This is a genomic window from Mucilaginibacter sp. PAMB04274 (assembly GCF_039634385.2).
In the GTDB taxonomy this organism is placed as follows: Bacteria; Bacteroidota; Bacteroidia; order Sphingobacteriales; family Sphingobacteriaceae; genus Mucilaginibacter.
In genome coordinates this window covers 1,283,270-1,299,806 of record NZ_CP155081.2, presented here as the reverse complement: position 1 = coordinate 1,299,806, position 16,537 = coordinate 1,283,270, and the positions used below count along the sequence as shown (strand labels likewise).

General features: G+C 43.2%; 10 protein-coding genes. 1 reads left to right on the top strand and 9 read right to left on the bottom strand.

Annotated elements, in window-relative coordinates; genetic code table 11:
* Positions 1 to 169: 169 nt before the first annotated feature.
* Positions 170 to 1,585, bottom strand: a complete 1,416-nt coding sequence (locus ABDD95_RS05380) for a family 43 glycosylhydrolase (protein ID WP_345950874.1) — start codon at positions 1,583 to 1,585, stop codon at positions 170 to 172.
* A 242-nt stretch (positions 1,586 to 1,827) separates the two neighbouring features.
* Here ABDD95_RS05380 and ABDD95_RS05375 point away from each other — a divergent pair, with 242 nt between their 5' ends.
* A complete protein-coding gene (locus tag ABDD95_RS05375) occupies positions 1,828 to 3,030 on the top strand; it encodes an amine oxidase (protein WP_345950873.1) in 1,203 nt (400 codons plus the stop codon).
* Between the two features lie 132 nt (positions 3,031 to 3,162).
* Here ABDD95_RS05375 and ABDD95_RS05370 read toward each other — a convergent pair whose 3' ends face one another.
* The 8 genes from ABDD95_RS05370 to ABDD95_RS05335 all read right to left on the bottom strand — a co-directional run bounded on the left by ABDD95_RS05370 (position 3,163) and on the right by ABDD95_RS05335 (position 16,511).
* On the bottom strand, positions 3,163 to 4,392 hold the full coding sequence (locus ABDD95_RS05370) for a M14 family metallopeptidase (RefSeq protein WP_345950872.1): 1,230 nt from the start codon (positions 4,390 to 4,392) through the stop codon (positions 3,163 to 3,165).
* Between the two features lie 2 nt (positions 4,393 to 4,394).
* Positions 4,395 to 5,333: a hypothetical protein gene (locus ABDD95_RS05365; RefSeq protein WP_345950871.1), complete on the bottom strand. Its 939-nt coding sequence runs from the start codon at positions 5,331 to 5,333 to the stop codon at positions 4,395 to 4,397.
* 98 nt (positions 5,334 to 5,431) lie between these two features.
* Positions 5,432 to 6,952 carry a RagB/SusD family nutrient uptake outer membrane protein gene (locus tag ABDD95_RS05360; protein ID WP_345950870.1) on the bottom strand — a complete coding sequence of 507 codons (1,521 nt, stop codon included), beginning with the start codon at positions 6,950 to 6,952 and terminating at the stop codon, positions 5,432 to 5,434.
* Between the two features lie 12 nt (positions 6,953 to 6,964).
* Positions 6,965 to 10,357 (bottom strand): SusC/RagA family TonB-linked outer membrane protein, encoded by a 3,393-nt coding sequence (locus tag ABDD95_RS05355; RefSeq protein ID WP_345950869.1) that lies wholly within the window; start codon positions 10,355 to 10,357, stop codon positions 6,965 to 6,967.
* Between the two features lie 263 nt (positions 10,358 to 10,620).
* Entirely contained in the window at positions 10,621 to 11,811 is a 1,191-nt protein-coding gene (locus ABDD95_RS05350; protein WP_345950868.1) for a FecR domain-containing protein, read from the bottom strand.
* A 159-nt stretch (positions 11,812 to 11,970) separates the two neighbouring features.
* Positions 11,971 to 12,570 (bottom strand): sigma-70 family RNA polymerase sigma factor, encoded by a 600-nt coding sequence (locus ABDD95_RS05345; protein ID WP_345952096.1) that lies wholly within the window; start codon positions 12,568 to 12,570, stop codon positions 11,971 to 11,973.
* A 457-nt stretch (positions 12,571 to 13,027) separates the two neighbouring features.
* Positions 13,028 to 15,256 carry a glycoside hydrolase family 3 N-terminal domain-containing protein gene (locus tag ABDD95_RS05340; RefSeq protein WP_345950867.1) on the bottom strand — a complete coding sequence of 743 codons (2,229 nt, stop codon included), beginning with the start codon at positions 15,254 to 15,256 and terminating at the stop codon, positions 13,028 to 13,030.
* Positions 15,257 to 15,299: 43 nt separating this feature from the next.
* Positions 15,300 to 16,511, bottom strand: a complete 1,212-nt coding sequence (locus ABDD95_RS05335; protein ID WP_345950866.1) for an endo-1,4-beta-xylanase — start codon at positions 16,509 to 16,511, stop codon at positions 15,300 to 15,302.
* Positions 16,512 to 16,537: the final 26 nt, after the last annotated feature.

The following is a 16,537-nucleotide window of genomic DNA, read 5'->3' as shown; positions in this document are numbered from 1 at the left end:
TATTTTCAAATTTGAAATAATAAATACTTCAGCTTGATGAGAAAAGCTTAATAATTCTGCAGATTTGTGTACCAGGTACAGCAACTAATAACCAACTGCGTTTACCTACGGAGGTTGAATTTCACCGGTGTGTTTTAAGCCACTACATTATGCTGTCTTCCCAAGCCATTTAGTCCTTAACAGTAATCTTTTCCAGCGAAACGAAATTTCCCTTACTACCATAATCAGATCTTTGCTTATCTGACCAGCTTCCATGTTCTCCCAATACCGAAACGGTTAATGTATACAGTCCTTTAGGTAAAACAGGACTCAAGAATCTAAGCCCTGTTACCGGATATTTGCTATACGTATCAATCATGGCATGCAGCATTGCTTTTCCTTTATTATCAAACAAAATTACCCTGGCATAACCGCCATCAGGTCCGGCCTGCCCATAGAATCCAATCTGTGTACCATTATATTGTACAGAAAAACTGTCGCCTTTTTGATCAGATCTGCTTATTAACACCGTATCAGACAATGTATGCTGCCAGTTTCCTTTATACTGTATACCCGTTTTATTAACTCGGTTAATACCCTTGTTCCTAGCATCAATTATTCGTACAACTGCAGCAGAGGTGTTAATTTGCCAGCCCTCCATATACTGTGAAATGGAAGCAGTACTTCCGTTTACAATAATTGGCTGCCAAACATAAGTGGCCGATGAAGCTTGATGCGGGTATGACCACCTATCGCCCATAAACATAATCGTGGTGTCATTTGCTCCTGTTATTGGCATTACAAACGTAGTTTGCGAGTTCCAGGTAAGGGTGCCTTTGGGTGCAAAATTACCGCGCGCAATCCAAGGCCCTTTGAGCGTTGTAGCTGTATAATAAAAATTATCATTACGCTCCCAACTCGTCAGATCTGAAGCCAGCCAGAAATAAATGCCACCTTTTTTAAATATCGCCGGAGATTCGTGTCCGCGCCACTTATTGTCTACCACCTTTTCAGTAATGCTTTTGTAATCATCGGCCAGTTTAAAAAGGAGGCCGCTGTGTATAATCAGGTAGCCAGTACCATCACTGTCATTAAATGTGCCCATGTCCCATTTACGCACAGGCTCTCCGTTAAACAATAGTGGTCCTTGAAACTTGTAAGGACCCGTAATACTTTTAGCCGTCGCATAACCAACGCAAGGATCTTTGTAAGCTAAGTTGTCCGTATGCATAAGCATTATATACTCTCCCGTTTTAGGGCACCTCAGCACTTTCGGACGTTCGCCAACGCGGCCAGGCCCTAGTTTGCCACTGTCCTGAACAGGTAAGGCAATACGTTCAAATTTCCAGTTATACAAATTGTCAGATGAATAACAATTAAAACCGGCAAACGCATTACTGGTATCAGAATGCGCTTCACCGAAGAGATAAAATTTGCCATGGTCTTTCACCATATTAGCTCCGTGTGCACTAACTACCTTTCCATTATTATCAAACCACGGAATGCCCGAATAGATAGCGTTGTATTTGCCCAGCTTTTGCGCAAATGAGTTGCAGGCAATTAGTAATAATGCAAACGCCAGTATTAAGTGTCTATTGATTTTCAAAGTCGAGTTTTTATTTGGGTAACCTTATAATGCTATCAATGCAAACCACCTGGCAACCAGTTATAAAGTTGCTTATATATTTGTCAATTTACAAACACAGCGTCAGAAGGACGACGATACGAGAAATTTTTGGATTAACCATTACCGGCGGTTTAGTTAAAACACAAAAGCTGGTTCTATCGTTTATTGCTCTGCCGGCAAGGCATTAAAACTAATATTTATTTCAATCTATTTTATATATAGTGCTTAATTCAATTACTTACGCTGCTGAAACATCACCATTTCATTCGTTCTGGATGGCCGGTTACGAATGCTCTGACAAACTGAACTTACACCGTAAGCGTGTTGACTTGCTTACCGAAACCGGACACCTGCAACATATCGATTCAGACTACCTTTTACTCAAGCCTTTCGGAATAAAGACTGTGCGCGAAGGAATCCGCTGGAGTGTTGTTGAAACTGAGCCGTACAAGTACGATTGGTTGGCCGTAGAACAAATGTTGCAAAGTGGTAAAAGGAATGGCATTCAACAGGTTTGGGATATTTGTCACTTCGGCTTTCCGGATGATCTGGATCCATTTCATTCTGATTTTTCAGACCGGTTTGTTGCCCTGTGTTGCGCATTCGTTAAATTTTACCGTTCACAACTACCAGATGACGCACTAATTGTAACGCCTATTAATGAGGTAAGCTACCTTTCGTGGCTGGGTGGTGAGTGCGGAGGTACAGCACCCTATTGTGCGGGAAAAGGCTGGGATGTTAAATACCAGCTCATGAGGGCTTATATTAAAGGAGTTGCCGCTATGAAAGAGTTAGACCCTACCATACGTATACTCACAACCGAGCCGCTGGTTAATATGGTTCCTCCTTTAAATGCAACTAATGAGGAGATTGAAGAGGCTTTAAAAGAGCACGAACTGCAATACCAGGCCGTAGATATGCTTTGCGGAAGAATTTGCCCTGAGTTGGGCGGTAAGCCGGAGTATGCTGACCTGTTAGGATTTAATTTCTACTACAACAATCAATGGATAATTGGGCAACAAGGCTTTTTGCCTTGGGCTAACTTGGAGCCTGATCCCAGGTGGCGTTCATTAAGCAGTTTGTTAAAAGAAGCTCATGAAAGATACAGCAGGCCGGTATTATTAACAGAAACCAGTCACTCGGGTACCGACAGGCCTAATTGGATCACTTTTATTGCAAAAGAGTGCCAGTTATTGCTTGAAGAAGACTTTCCGTTATGGGGAGTTTGCCTCTACCCTATTATAGACCGCCCAGATTGGGACAGTCTAAGTTACTGGCACCATTCCGGCTTATGGGATCGTGTAGAGACGTCAGACGACATACAACAGCGAATGCTTCACCGGCCTTATGCCGAAGCACTGCAAGATGCTATAGGCGCCACAAACGCCATTATGAATCGCAGTCAATCAAATACCTTGCTATAGCAAATAATTGTTATTAAGCGCTACGCCTATTACACTTGTTAATTGCCGACACTGGAACTTGCCTGTGCCGGTGGTAACTGGTCCGTGTTAATTAATCACAGACCTTTTAAGCGAGCCGATAGATAGCTCATATCAATCTTTAACCCTCCTATTGCCTTTTAACAATAAATCCATCATCTTTTCTGCAGCAACCCTACCCTTGTTCCGCAACATCTGGCGCGATGTATTATCGCCAACTTCATAGGTAATGGCATCTGTGCCTAAAGCACGCATCATCCAGCTTTTAGATACATTCCCTCCATTACCCGATGCCTGCACTCTTGCTTTAAAACCCGGAATGGCCTGTTGGAAGGCATTCAACCATTTATTAGTAAACCCAGGCACTGTAGTGTGAAGGGTATCAATATTAGTGTAAAATACATCATGATAAGTTGAATGAAAGTCGATTCCGAAATACACCTTAGCATCTTCATGAGCCACCATTTTTGTCAAGAACTGCTTAGCAGCCTGTGTTTCGGGCTGTTTAAAGGCATCCCAGTCACGATTTAAATCTACTCCTGCAGCACTATGACGCCAATTACCCTCATCAACACCGTCGGGATTAAGCAAAGGAATCAGCACTAAACGGTACTGTTTCCTAAAAGCTTGAGCCAGCGGAGTATTGCCTGTTACGCTATTTACAAATGCCTGCATGGCCATGTACCCTGTTACCTCTGGTGGATGCTGCCTGCTTAATACCACAACCAGCTTTTTACCATCATCGTTCGTGGTTGTTAAGGCCACAATGGGATTACCCAGCAAGCTATTGCCAATAACATACTTCTTAATAAACGGACTGCGGGCCAGGCTATCCATCCAGGCATAAGAATTAGCGGACGATATAATCTCCTGTGCGGCGATTAATGCTGTATCACCGGTTAGGTTTAGTTTAAAGGAGGCTTGGGTACTGTCACGACTTAAATTAACCCGGCCAATATCAGTCCATACTTTAGCTTGGTAACTTATTTTAGGATTGTACCTGTGTTTTACCTTTGCATAATTTAGTATAATCGTTATACGCTTACCCGCCTTGCCCCAAACTTTAAACGCGTACCAGGGGCTTGGGTTAACAGGCGTACTTTCGGGTTTAATAAGTATTGCAAATGTACTGTCATCTTGCTGAAGAACATCATTGGCGCGGGCGGTCGCAAATTGGTTGTTGAAATGCACAGCATCAAAATCGAAGGTTTTTCGGGCTTGCATTTCAATCACCGCTTTGTTGATAACACGAGTGGCTCCCACCTTCTTGGTTATCGTACAAGCATATAAAACACAGAACCCCAACACAGTAAAATAAATCCACTTTTTATCTGAAAAACTCATAATCAGCGAATTAAATTCATGTCATAGTTAAGGTTTAGGTATTTGAGTGCCGCCCTTGCTATGGCTCCCGATGATTTTGCCCTTAAAGCCGGGGTATTCCTTACGTCAACACCGGGTGTTTCTAATTGTATAGCCGAAATATTGCCTCCTTTGCGCGATCCATATTCAGCTGTACAATATCCGCCATTAAAGTATTTGTCGGTGCCGGGAGTAGGTTCCTGCTTGCTTGGTACGGCACGATAACCTTCGTTTTGCAGCAGGGTACCCAAACTTATATCGCCCCTTATTAATGCCGAAAAAGGCTTTTTTGTACTCAATGCCAAAGCCCTGATGCTGGATTGACTTGCCTTTTTATCAATAGCCGCATCATCCTCGTTTAATTCGGCCGGGCGCAATAAGTAACCAACCTCAATACGATGTATAGGATGCGCATGCCCATGCATATCAAGATACAGACCTTTACCAACATGCTGTTCTACTATTTTACGCGCTTTCATTATAAAGCCCTGGTAATCGTTCCAAGCGGCTATAGCATCAGCATTGGTTAAAAATGCATCATCTAAAGAGCGGTTAGGTTCCATTTTTATGCGGTGCAAATTATTAATGATAATGTGCGGGCGTAAGCCAGTAAGCTTTTGAATGGTATCGGCCATTTTTAGAACAAGGTCGGTCACAAAAACGTCCGACTTTAATACGCCTTCCGTACGGTCTGGAATTTCGTTGGGCCTCAACGTGCCTGCATGCGGAGAGGATAATATTATTGGAGAAGCAAGATCGCCCACCATAAACTGTGTGTACCGGTTAGAGCCATAAACAACGGAACCCGGCTTCAGGGTAGCGGTTGTATCAGCTATACAGTGTAAGGCAAGAGACTTGTTAGGGTATGCGTATGCAGCAAGGCATGCGAAAAATGCAAGGGTATATTTTATAAAAATTTTCATAAACGGAATAAAGAGGGCATTTGCAGCCTAAGCCACAAATGCCCATATTAACTATTTAACTAACACAAAGTGCAGCATTATTGCATACACCATTAACTTTAAGGATTTTGTTCTATTGATGGATTGCTTTCAATTTCTCTGCGCGGAATAAGAAATTGCCAGCGTACATCGCCTGCAGGAATTGGCGTGGTAATACCTACGGTGGCTAACGCAACGGTAGCACCCGTGCCACTGCGATCGAGCGGGCTATTGGTACGTTTAAGGTCTAAAAACCTAAAGCCCTCACCCCAAAGTTCCACTCGCCTTTGTATCATGATTTCATCAATAAGCGCCTGGCCGGTTTTGGTCGACTTTTTATAACTTGGGTCACGCGCAACAGCTAATGGAAATAAGGCGGTTGCCGCAGCATCGTTAAGGCCGGCACGAGCATTGGCCTCAGCCTCTATCAAATACATTTCGGCTGTTCGCATGTACGGTATATCGCCTACACTTACGGTTGGATCTTTTACCAGGTACTTACGGTGCTGGTAGCGGGCCTTCCTCTGCGAAGGTTCGGGCTGTCCGGTTGATGCATTGATAACTCCCGGAAAATTCACGGCATCGGCGGTGGTTCCGTCCCACCACAATTTTTTACGTATATCAGTAGCGGTAATTAAAGCATACAGTTTAGAATTGATAAGCTTTGGATTTGGACGAGTATGCGCCGAATTAAAATTGGCCGACATGTAGGCAAAGAACGAACCGTAAGTAGGTAGTTGATCGGCCAGTTGATTTGCTCCCCACATCCACTCTGCATTCGCCAGGTTATTGAAACCGGAAAAATAATCGGCAGCCGACATCAGGCTACTGCCTGCACGTGCCTCAGCAGCATACTTAGCTGCGTTTGGCCAGTCTTGCATGGTTAAGGCAACACGGGCTCTTAAACCTTTGGCTACATTTAAATCAATATGTGTTTTGTAAGCACGCGCACCTGCAGAAGACAAACTCGTTATAGCGGCATTTAGATCGGTAGTTATCTGCTTATATACATCCTCAACAGAGCTTCGTGGCTGTGCATCCAACGAGTTGGTTAGTAAAATCGGGATGCCCGGCTGCGAATTAGGTACCGTAGTTGCATCGTAGCGTTTGCCAAAAAATTGTACCGATTGGTAATGTGCCCAGCCGCGTAAAGCCAATGCCTCACCTTTAATGGCTGCTTTCTCAGCTGCTACGCCATCCATATCGTCAATACGGCTCAATATCATATTGGCATTGGCAATAATCTTGTAAAAGAACCGGTACGAAAAGTAGTTCAGGTCGCTTGAAACACTTCGGTGATCGGTCCACCGTAAACCACCTCTGAAGTAAACCGTTCCGGCTGCAGAATGCACAATATCCTCGCCCATAAAATCAGAAAAAATCATCAGTGCCGGAAAACCATCCTGTTCCTGATCGGAATACTGCATATACATGGCCCGGTATATACCGTTTAAAGCCACACGAGCATTGGCTACGGTACTTAAAGCATCGGCTTCTGATACCTGATCAGAAGGCTTGGTATCTAAATATGTTTTTTTACAAGATGCAAACGCAGTTAATATCAATAACAGTGCGTATTGGGTTAATCTTTTTAATTTCATTGCACTTTATATTTATAAGGTTACATTTAAACCAAGGCTAACCACACGAGCCGGGGCATACGTGTATGATGGCGCACCTGTAAAAGTTTGAGTAGGATCGAGACCTTTGCGGGCTGTGGATATAAACAAGTTTTCGCCGCTCACGTACACCCGGGCATTTTGTATCCCGAGCCTGTTTGACAGGGTTTTGCTTATGTTGTAATTGAGGGTGGCAGTGCGCAGGTTTAGGTATGAGGAATTCACCAGCCAGCGGTCACTATCGTACATGGTTGCACCTGTTATGCGGCGTGGCACGTCGGTTTCATCGCCAGGATTTTGCCAGCGTTTTAATGCATCTACGTGCAGTGCCCGGCCGTAAGTACCCTGATACATTAACGATTGATAATCACTATCGAAAGTTTTACCACCCAACTGGTAAATCATTTGCACCTGTAACGAAAAGCTTTTATAAGTAAACGTATTGCTGATACTGCCATAAACCTTAGGTATAGCACTACCGGTGTAGTGATATTTGGCATTGGTTGCACTGGTGGTAAGGGTATCGGTGCCTATATAAACCAAACCCGTGGTGGCCTTAGTGTTTTCGGCAAAATAAAGCTCACGACCATCGGCCGGGTTTACACCGTACCAATCGCGTAACCAAAACTCATACATAGAGCGGCCTTCTTCATACCTTTTAGTTCCGTTTATACGCCCTCTGTATTCGGCCGGTAGCGTAACTACTTTATTTTTAAATGTGGTAGCATTTACATTGATATTCCAGTTGAAGTTCTTTTTCCTTACAGCATCTACCGCAACCTGCACCTCAATACCCTGGTTACGCATACCGCCCAGGTTTACGTTCCGGTTTAGCAAACCACTAGTAAGCGGCAAAGGCAGGCTGAACAGCAGGTTGCTCGATTCGCGGTGAAAGACTTCGATAGTTCCGCTTACCCGGCTTTTGAACATGGCAAATTCTATTGCCGCATCTGCACTGCTGTTAGTTTCCCATTGCAGATCATTACTGGCTACTGTGCTTTGCTGCACGCCAGGTTCTGAACCGTTGTTATAACCAATAGTGTATAAGGCTTGGTACAAAAAATAACCAGAAAGATTGTCGGCACCTACTTTACCGTATGAACTGCGTAACTTAAGATAATCTATCCACTTGGACTTAAAAAATGATTCACGATCTATATTCCAGGCAGCACCGACAGACCAAAAGTTACCCCATCTTTTATCAGGGCTGAACTTCGATGAGCCATCATGACGGAACGAGCCGTTTACTAAATACTTACCCTTATAATCGTAATCCAGTCTCGAAAAATAACCCTCGGTTTTGTACTCACGATCATACGACCCCACATCGGTAGTTGTTGTATAATTATCGAGCACGATGGAGCCCTGCACAATTTGCCCGCGACGGGCAGCATTGAAGTTATCATAGCCATTATAATAGTTTTCATGGCCTAATAACACCTTTACCCTATGATTATCAAACGTTTTGCTGTAATTAAGCAACTGGTTAAAGTTGCTGTATGTTGAAGTGGTATTGGTACGTGAGGTACGCCCCGCACCAATGGCATCACCTATAATAGGATTATCAAAAGCAATAGACCTGTAATTACCCAGGTTAACGCTGAAGTTGGTACTGAACTTGAAATTTTTTAAAAAGGTAATGTCAACGTTACCATTACCCAGTATAGCGCTACGATTAATTTCGTTTATGTTGTACATGGTTTCGGCAACAATATTACGTCCGGTCATTACCGAACGTGAATCGCCGTTATCAAATATTTTATTGCCATTGCTATCATACAAGTAATCGCCGGTTACCGGGTCATGCCGGTAAACGGAATATATGGGGCCTAAAATTAAATCTGCATAAAAAGGATTTTCATTTATACCACTGGCTTCATTAGCCTGGTTAGATATACTACGATTGGCTGAAATGTTTAAACCTGCGTTTAACCAGGTTTTTGGCTGCGCGTTTAATTTCACCCGCCCCGATATACGCCTAAAATCGGAACCAATGGCAAAACCCTTATCGTTGAGGTAATTTAACGACACAAAATAATCGCTCTTGGCAGCGCCACCACTCATACTTAGAGTGTAATCACTACGTACACCCGTACGCTTGATAGCATTCTTTATACTCAGATCATCCGGATAAAGCAACGAGGTCGAAGGGTTGATGATTCCGTTAGGCAGTACAATGTTATTATCGGCAACGTTAAACGGATTTACACCCAATGCGTCTTTAACACCATAGATAGCGCCACGGCCGGGATCAGGATCCAGACCGGATGCTATACGGTTCGCCTGCTCTGTAGTAACGGTAGCGCTTACTAATGTATTACGTAAGGCCTCCCACATTAAAGGGTAATATTGGTAGGCATTTACAGTTTCATAATTTGGCAATCCCCGTGAGATAATGCCCTGCATTGCCTTTACCGAAATGTTATTTTGGTTACGCTTGCCTCGTTTAGTGGTAATGAGTACAATGCCGTTTGCTCCCCTCGAACCATATAAGGACGTTGCAGAAGCGTCTTTTAATACCGATATGCTCTCTATATCATCGGGGTTGATATTACTGATCACACCCTCGTATGGTGCCCCGTCAACCACGTATAACGGCCCGTTACCATTGTTGATAGAACTGAACCCACGAATACGAATATCAGGACCATCGCCCGGTTGCCCGCTGCCAGCATTAGTTTGGACGCCAGGGAAAGCGCCAACCAAAGCGCTGTTTAAATTGGTAATCGCTCTCTTATCAAAATCTTTACTGGTAATTTGCGCTACTGAATTGGTAAGTTCACGCTTGGTTGATGTGCCGAAGGCGACCTGCACCTCGTTCAGCTGCGTTACCTGCGGCTCCAGCTTCACACTTATTTTGTTGCCCGGACCAATGGGAGCCTCTAAAGTGGCGTATCCCAAAAAGCTGAATCGTAAAGTTTTGACATTATCAGGTACATTAATGGAAAAACGGCCTTCTTTATTTGTAATTGCCACGGTTTGGCTGCCTTTGATACGCACCGTTACGCCCTGAAGCGGAAAGTCTGTATCGGCAGCGGTTACTATACCGGTAACCACTTTTATAGCATTTGAATTAACAACCGTAACCTGATCGGCTTTTTCTTTTACAATGATAATTTTTTCCTGCACCTCATAAGTAAAGGGCTGATCTTTAAACACAGCGCTGAGCACATCATTCAGCTCAGTGTTTTTTACATTTAAAGTAATGCTATTGGCATTTGATAAGGAAACGTTGTTGTAAATAAAAAAGTAACCTGTTTGCTGGCGCAGCTTTTTAAATACTGACTTGATTGATGCATTTTTAACAGATACACTTACTTTTTGAGCGTAGGTTGCTGCGCTTACCTGTAAAGCAAAAACCAACACTATAAGACTTGTAATTTTCATGATGAGGAAGGCCTTTCTTACTCCTTTTTTATACTTTGAATGCGTGTTTCGATGCGCCGATAAAGGCATGGCAAGGGCTTTACAATGTATAGGTTGTTTCATACATTTGTTGTGTTTGGGTTTGTCATTAAATCAATAGAGGGTTTTAATTAAGACCAGACATTTATGGCCCTTTCCGGCTGCAACCGGGGAGGGTTTTTTATCTGGAATTGTAATTGCATACTCTTCTAAGTAGCTGGTTTCATCAATTAATCGGGGGAGTTTTAATGTTTACGAATAGTTTTTACAATTATCTTGTCGCCTGAAATTTCAAACCTTACACCTCCTGTAAGCTCCAGAACATGTAGTACTTTAGACACATTGCTGTTACGTGGTATTACACCGGTAAAGCTCATTTGCGGCTTGGCACCTGCATATTCAATTTCCAAATCATACCATCGCTCAATCTGTTTCATAACGTCATCAATGGTATGGTTATCAAATAAGAACAGGCCATTTTTCCATGCTATTACATCTTCTGCATCAATCTCTTTTATTTGAAGCTGGTCTACCCCGGCCTGAAACAATGCCTGCTGACCCGGTTTTAAAATTTGCTGATGCGATAAATGGGCAACTTGTACAGCGCCTTCGAGCAAGGTAGTTTCCTTTACCTTATCGTCTGGGTAAGCCATCACATTAAAGTGAGTTCCTAATACCTTTACCTCGGCATCGGCTGTTTGTACTATAAAGGGCTTTGTCTTATCCTTGGCAACTTCAAAATAAGCTTCACCACTTAATGTAACCCTACGGGTTTTATCTGCAAATGCAACCGGGTAGGTAATAGATGAAGCAGCATTTAGCCACACATTGGATCCGTCGGGTAATACCAGGTGGTACTGCCCGGCCCGAGGAGTAGCTAATGTATTATAGGGCACATCGTTGCTTTGTACAGCCGCCACCTGTTTATCATTTGCGGCTTCATAAACCAGCAGGCCGTCACCAGCCTTATCAATGGCAATTCCGTTCTCTTTCCTTATAATTCCCTTGCCTGCATTATCCAAAGTTATTTGCGAGCCATTAGCTAACGTTAGTACGGCTTTATTGCCACCTGCCTTAACGTCTTTTTTAGCTGCAACCTGTTGATGCTGTTGTTGTGGCCGCTGCAGTGTCCATAAACCGTAACCGGTTATTAACAACAGCATAGCGGCTACCATATATTTTATCCATGTGTTAGTCTGTACAGGTTTCGCTGCTTTACCGCCGGTTATGTTAGTGTAAACATTATCCCAGTCCACCTGATGCACATCTGCATTGATCTCGCTGGATTTATAAGTTTCATCCATAAAAGCCAACAAGTCGTCTTTACTTTCACCTTGCTTAATGATGGCAAACAGCTCACGGAGTTCTTCCTGCGTACATGTTTTATCGGTGTACCTTTTCAAAAGGTAATTATGGCGTTCTTTATCCACAGACATATTTCTTAAGCAGACAGTACATAGCCTGGCTGTTTAATAATATAGACTGTTAAAACTCAATATAGGACCGGAATTATTTTATAATTGTTAAGAAAAGTGAAAGAGGAGATGAACAAGACCTGATAAGTTTGCTATCAGCTACAAGTAAAAGCTGGAAAATTAGGGTCTGCTGCCGGTAATTACCATAAGCAAAAGGCTTACTATTACCGAATTTTGAGTTAAATAACACCTGATATGTTTTAGCACCTCAACTATAATATTTTTTACCCTGCTTTTAGATAAGCCGGTTGCTGCGGCAATCTCTTCATGGCTCATATGATCTGATCGGCTCATATTAAAAATTGCCTGCTTTTGATCTGATAGTTGAGAAAGTGCAGAGTTGATCAGTAGTCTACACTCTCTTGCCAATAAAGAATCTTCGGTTGTATTAGCCTCCTGTTGCATATTGCTCCATGCCAGCGTAATTGATTGCTCGTTTCGGGCTATTCGGGAAAGATAATCGTAAGTTTTGTTGCGTGCTATAGTATATACATAGTTGCGCGGCTGTTCAATTAGCGTAAGACCCGCCCTATTCTTCCATAAAACCATGAATGTTTCCTGCACAATCTCTTCTGCATCTGCTGCTGAGTGCACAAACTTGCTTACAAAAGCGAAAATTTTGTTCTTGTATGCATCGTACAATAATTTAAAGGCTGCTTCATCGCCAGTTGATAAGCGATAAAGAAGCAACTTTTCATTTTGAACGTCATAAGCTGGCATAACTTTCACGGAATAACACTTAAACTCACATTTACGACCGTAATTTAAATAAAAACATGTTATTACGAGTTAATTTTCCAATAAATTGATGCATTATTATGAAATTTTAAACATTTTGATGCAATTTCATTTACATAACATCAATATAAATGCATTTTTAGTAAAAGTTATCTCTTAAAAAATAACAAGCCTTAAATGCCAGGAAGTACCTGCTAACTCAAGTAGTTTAACAGTCAGATAGGTGCCCATAACAGAGATTCTTAGTATGGCTATAGTAAATACAACCTAATGTAAAAGCTAAAGCCGTTACCTAAAAGGAACGGCTTTAGCTACTTTAATAAGTCCTGCCTCTGATTAAACGGTTTTATTCTATCCTTACAAACTTCGGCAATGATAAAAATACCAGGTAGAAGCTAACAGGCACTGCTATGTCTGAATGTTAATTTCAGCGTTCGATTTACTGAAGCTCAAATTCGGCATTTAGCTTTATATCATCAGAGGCACTACCAATCATGATTTTAAACCTTCCGGGTTCGGCCACCCACTGCAGCTTTCTGTTGTAGAAACAAAGCTTATCGTAAGTAATTTGAAACTTGATAATCTTGGATTCTCCGGGGTTTAATGATACTTTCTGAAAATCTTTAAGCTCTTTAACGGGGCGGGCCAAGGAAGCTACCGGGTCCTGAAGATATAATTGTACTACCTCCTCGCCGGCGTACTTACCTGTGTTGGTCAGCTTAAAGCTAACACCTACCATTTCATTCCTTTTTACTGCTTTTTTGCCCAGCTTTAAATCGGTATATGCAAATGTAGTATAGCTCAATCCATGCCCAAAAGCGTACTGCGGCGTGTTAGGCACATCAATGTAAGCTGATTTATACTTAATGTCTTTAGGACTTTTGATGGGTCGGCCTGTGGTGTAACTGGCATAACTTAAAGGTATCTGCCCTACTGCCCGCGGAAAGGTTGCCGGTAATTTGCCCGACGGATTGTAATCGCCAAAAAGCACATTGGCTATAGCATTCCCACCTTCGGCACCTGGCCACCATGCATATAGTATAGCCTGGGCTTTTTCAGCAATCTGGTTAAAGATCATGGGGCGGCCAGCCATTAGTACAACTACAACCGGTTTACCTGTAGCGCTGATGGCGTTAAATAATGCTTCCTGCCGGCCAGGTAAGCGAATATCAGCCCTTGATTTAGATTCACCGCTCATATCCCAAGCTTCGCCGAGCGCCATTACCACAATGTCAGCTTTTCGAGCGGTAGCTACAGCATCGTCAAAGTTGCCGCCTAGTTTACCCATTACATCTGTACCCTCAGCACAAATTAAGTTTACACTATCGTTTACTTTATTTTTTAAACCTTCGTACAAACTAGTAACCAGTGTAGTGTCTGACTGCGGTATCCAGCTGCCCTCCAAATCGCGCTTTGATTTAACGAGTGGACCGATTAAGGCAATGGTTTTTATTGTTTTGGAAAGAGGTAATAAATGGTTTTCATTTTTAAGTAACACCATAGATTTTTGAGCTACATCACGCGCAATGAGCTTGTGCTGAGGATCATTTAGCACCAGCTTTTCACGGGTTTCGCTACTGAAACGGTAAGGGTCCTCAAATAAGCCCAGCTCAAACTTTTTATACAAAATGCGTCGTACCGCATCGTCGATGAGTTTTATATCTACTTTCTTGTTTTTTACCAGCTGCACTAAGCTGGTAATGTAGGCATGGCTTTCCATGTCCATATCACTGCCAGCGGTTATAGCTTTAAGTGCCGCATCGGTATTGTTACTTGCATAACCCCACGAAACCATTTCGCCTATAGAGCCCCAGTCGCTTACCACAAAGCCTTTGTAGCCCCATTTGCCTTTTAAAATATCACGTTGCAGATAGGTGTTTCCTGTGGCTGGTATGCCATTAAGCGTATTGAACGAGTTCATGAAGGTAGCCACACCTGCATCTGCTGCCGCTTTAAACGGTGGCAGATAAGTTTCCCAAAGCATATTATCGCTCATATCAACTGCGTTATAATCACGTCCGGCTAAGGCTGCACCATAAGCCGCAAAGTGTTTGGCACAGGCCATTACCGCATCTGTACCACCCAGCTTTTCACCCTGGAAGCCTTTTACCCGCGCTTTTGCAATCATTGAGCCGAGGTAAGTATCCTCACCCGCACCTTCCATTACACGGCCCCAGCGCGGATCACGGCCTACATCAACCATGGGTGCAAACGTCCAGTGCTGACCAACTGCAGCTGCTTCCTTGGCAGCAATATGAGCCGATTGCCCGATGGCATCCATATCCCATGAAGCTGCTTCGGCCAACGGGATAGGAAATATGGTTTTATACCCATGTATAACATCAAGGCTAAACAACAACGGAATTTTAAGGCGCGACTGCATAGCTACCGCCTGTATTTCGCGCGTGTCCTTAGCACCTTTTACGTTAAGCATAGAACCTACCAGCCCATTTTTGATATCATTAAGCTGGTTGGTTTTACGCTCACTTACCGGACCGGTTACCTCTTTACCTGAGTACTGGTTTAGCTGGCCTACCTTTTCCTCCAGCGTCATTAACCGTAGTAAGGAATCCACACGCTGGTTAATCGTTTTCTTTTGTGCGCTTGCCGTTGCCGCCCATATAACAAGTATGAACAGCGTGCCGAGGAGTTTTCTGTAGCTAAACATGTTGTAGGAATAATCATCGTCTTTAAGTTCTTGCCAGAGCCCATCAGGGCCGTATCTGCAAGCCGTCAAAGAAGTAATAAAAGTTTGTTTTTCTTAAGTAATTTAAATCATACAAACAGGCTCTGGCATCATCACCCCAGGCCGAATCAGCATCACCTACATTCCACAGTGTGATACCCCATCGCTGGTTAACCGGTACTATGCGGGTATATATCTCAACCACATCCTTGTAAAGCTGCTTTTGCTGCAACTCACGAGTGGTTATTGTTGAAGCTGCTAATACCGTATTGGCTTCCTGCTCGGCTGCCGAACGCAGGTTTACATCCAGCTCAGCTATGAATACTTTTAAGCCTGTTTGTTTCATTTTTAAAATGGCAGCCTCTACGTTTTCCTTAGGTGTATTGTAACGTATATGCATTTGCATGGCTACGCCATCAATAATGGGCAGGCCACCTTCGGTCATGGCTTTTAAGGCCATTACTTTGTTATAGATCGCGTTGCGTTTGCTCACACTATAATCATGACCATAGTCGTTATAAAAGAGCTTCAGATCGGGGTTGTTATTGGCGTTAGCTGCTTGCCTTGCGTACCTGAAAGCTGTTTCAATATATGATTCGCCCATGTAGTTCATCCAAATACTGCCTTCGGCCGTGTTGCCGGTACGCAGTGCGCCTGCATCATCATAAGCCTCATTCACCACGTCCCATGATTTTACCAACGGCTGGCCATTCACATCTTTAAAGTTGTTGGTGTAGTAAGCTATGGTTTTGTCAATATGCCGCTTCATCATATTCCGTAGCGTATCTGCCTTTTGCGCGTTTGATGCACTGGCCGTACGAATATCCGTAACATGCTGCGGCAATGCCCGGTGCCATACCAAAACGTGCCCATGAATACGTGCAAAATGAAAATCCTTGGCAAACTGAGGAATTGTGCTTTTAGCGGTAAAGTTCCAGACATACTTTGATGTGTTTAAAGCATTCATCTTCATGTCGTTCTCAGCGGTAAGGCAGCTGTACTGCTTTTTAACCATTTCGCGATAAGCAGAGCCCACCTCTGCCAGCAACGAAGAGTTAACTGCAGCACCAACCAGCACGTTGGGGTTAGCCTCTTTTAAAATCTTTTCAGAATCAGCGAAGGCGTGGTAATTACCGGTTTCAGTCAGGTCCTTCGAAAGCCCTGTGTTTGCCGCTTCTTTCTTGCAGGCGCCCATCACCATGCAAGCAGCAATTAAGGTTAATGTTACATTTCTCATAATATAGATTTATTGGTTTCATATGG

Excerpts from the sequence above, each read along its gene's own strand:
- ABDD95_RS05370 (WP_345950872.1), bottom strand. The coding sequence starts at position 4,392 with ATGAGTTTTTCAGATAAAAAGTGGATTTATTTTACTGTGTTGGGGTTC.
- ABDD95_RS05365 (WP_345950871.1), bottom strand. The coding sequence starts at position 5,333 with ATGAAAATTTTTATAAAATATACCCTTGCATTTTTCGCATGCCTTGCT.
- ABDD95_RS05360 (WP_345950870.1), bottom strand. The coding sequence starts at position 6,952 with ATGAAATTAAAAAGATTAACCCAATACGCACTGTTATTGATATTAACT.
- ABDD95_RS05355 (WP_345950869.1), bottom strand. The coding sequence starts at position 10,357 with ATGAAAATTACAAGTCTTATAGTGTTGGTTTTTGCTTTACAGGTAAGC.
- ABDD95_RS05350 (WP_345950868.1), bottom strand. The coding sequence starts at position 11,811 with ATGTCTGTGGATAAAGAACGCCATAATTACCTTTTGAAAAGGTACACC.
- ABDD95_RS05345 (WP_345952096.1), bottom strand. The coding sequence starts at position 12,570 with ATGCCAGCTTATGACGTTCAAAATGAAAAGTTGCTTCTTTATCGCTTA.
- ABDD95_RS05340 (WP_345950867.1), bottom strand. The coding sequence starts at position 15,256 with ATGTTTAGCTACAGAAAACTCCTCGGCACGCTGTTCATACTTGTTATA.
- ABDD95_RS05335 (WP_345950866.1), bottom strand. The coding sequence starts at position 16,511 with ATGAGAAATGTAACATTAACCTTAATTGCTGCTTGCATGGTGATGGGC.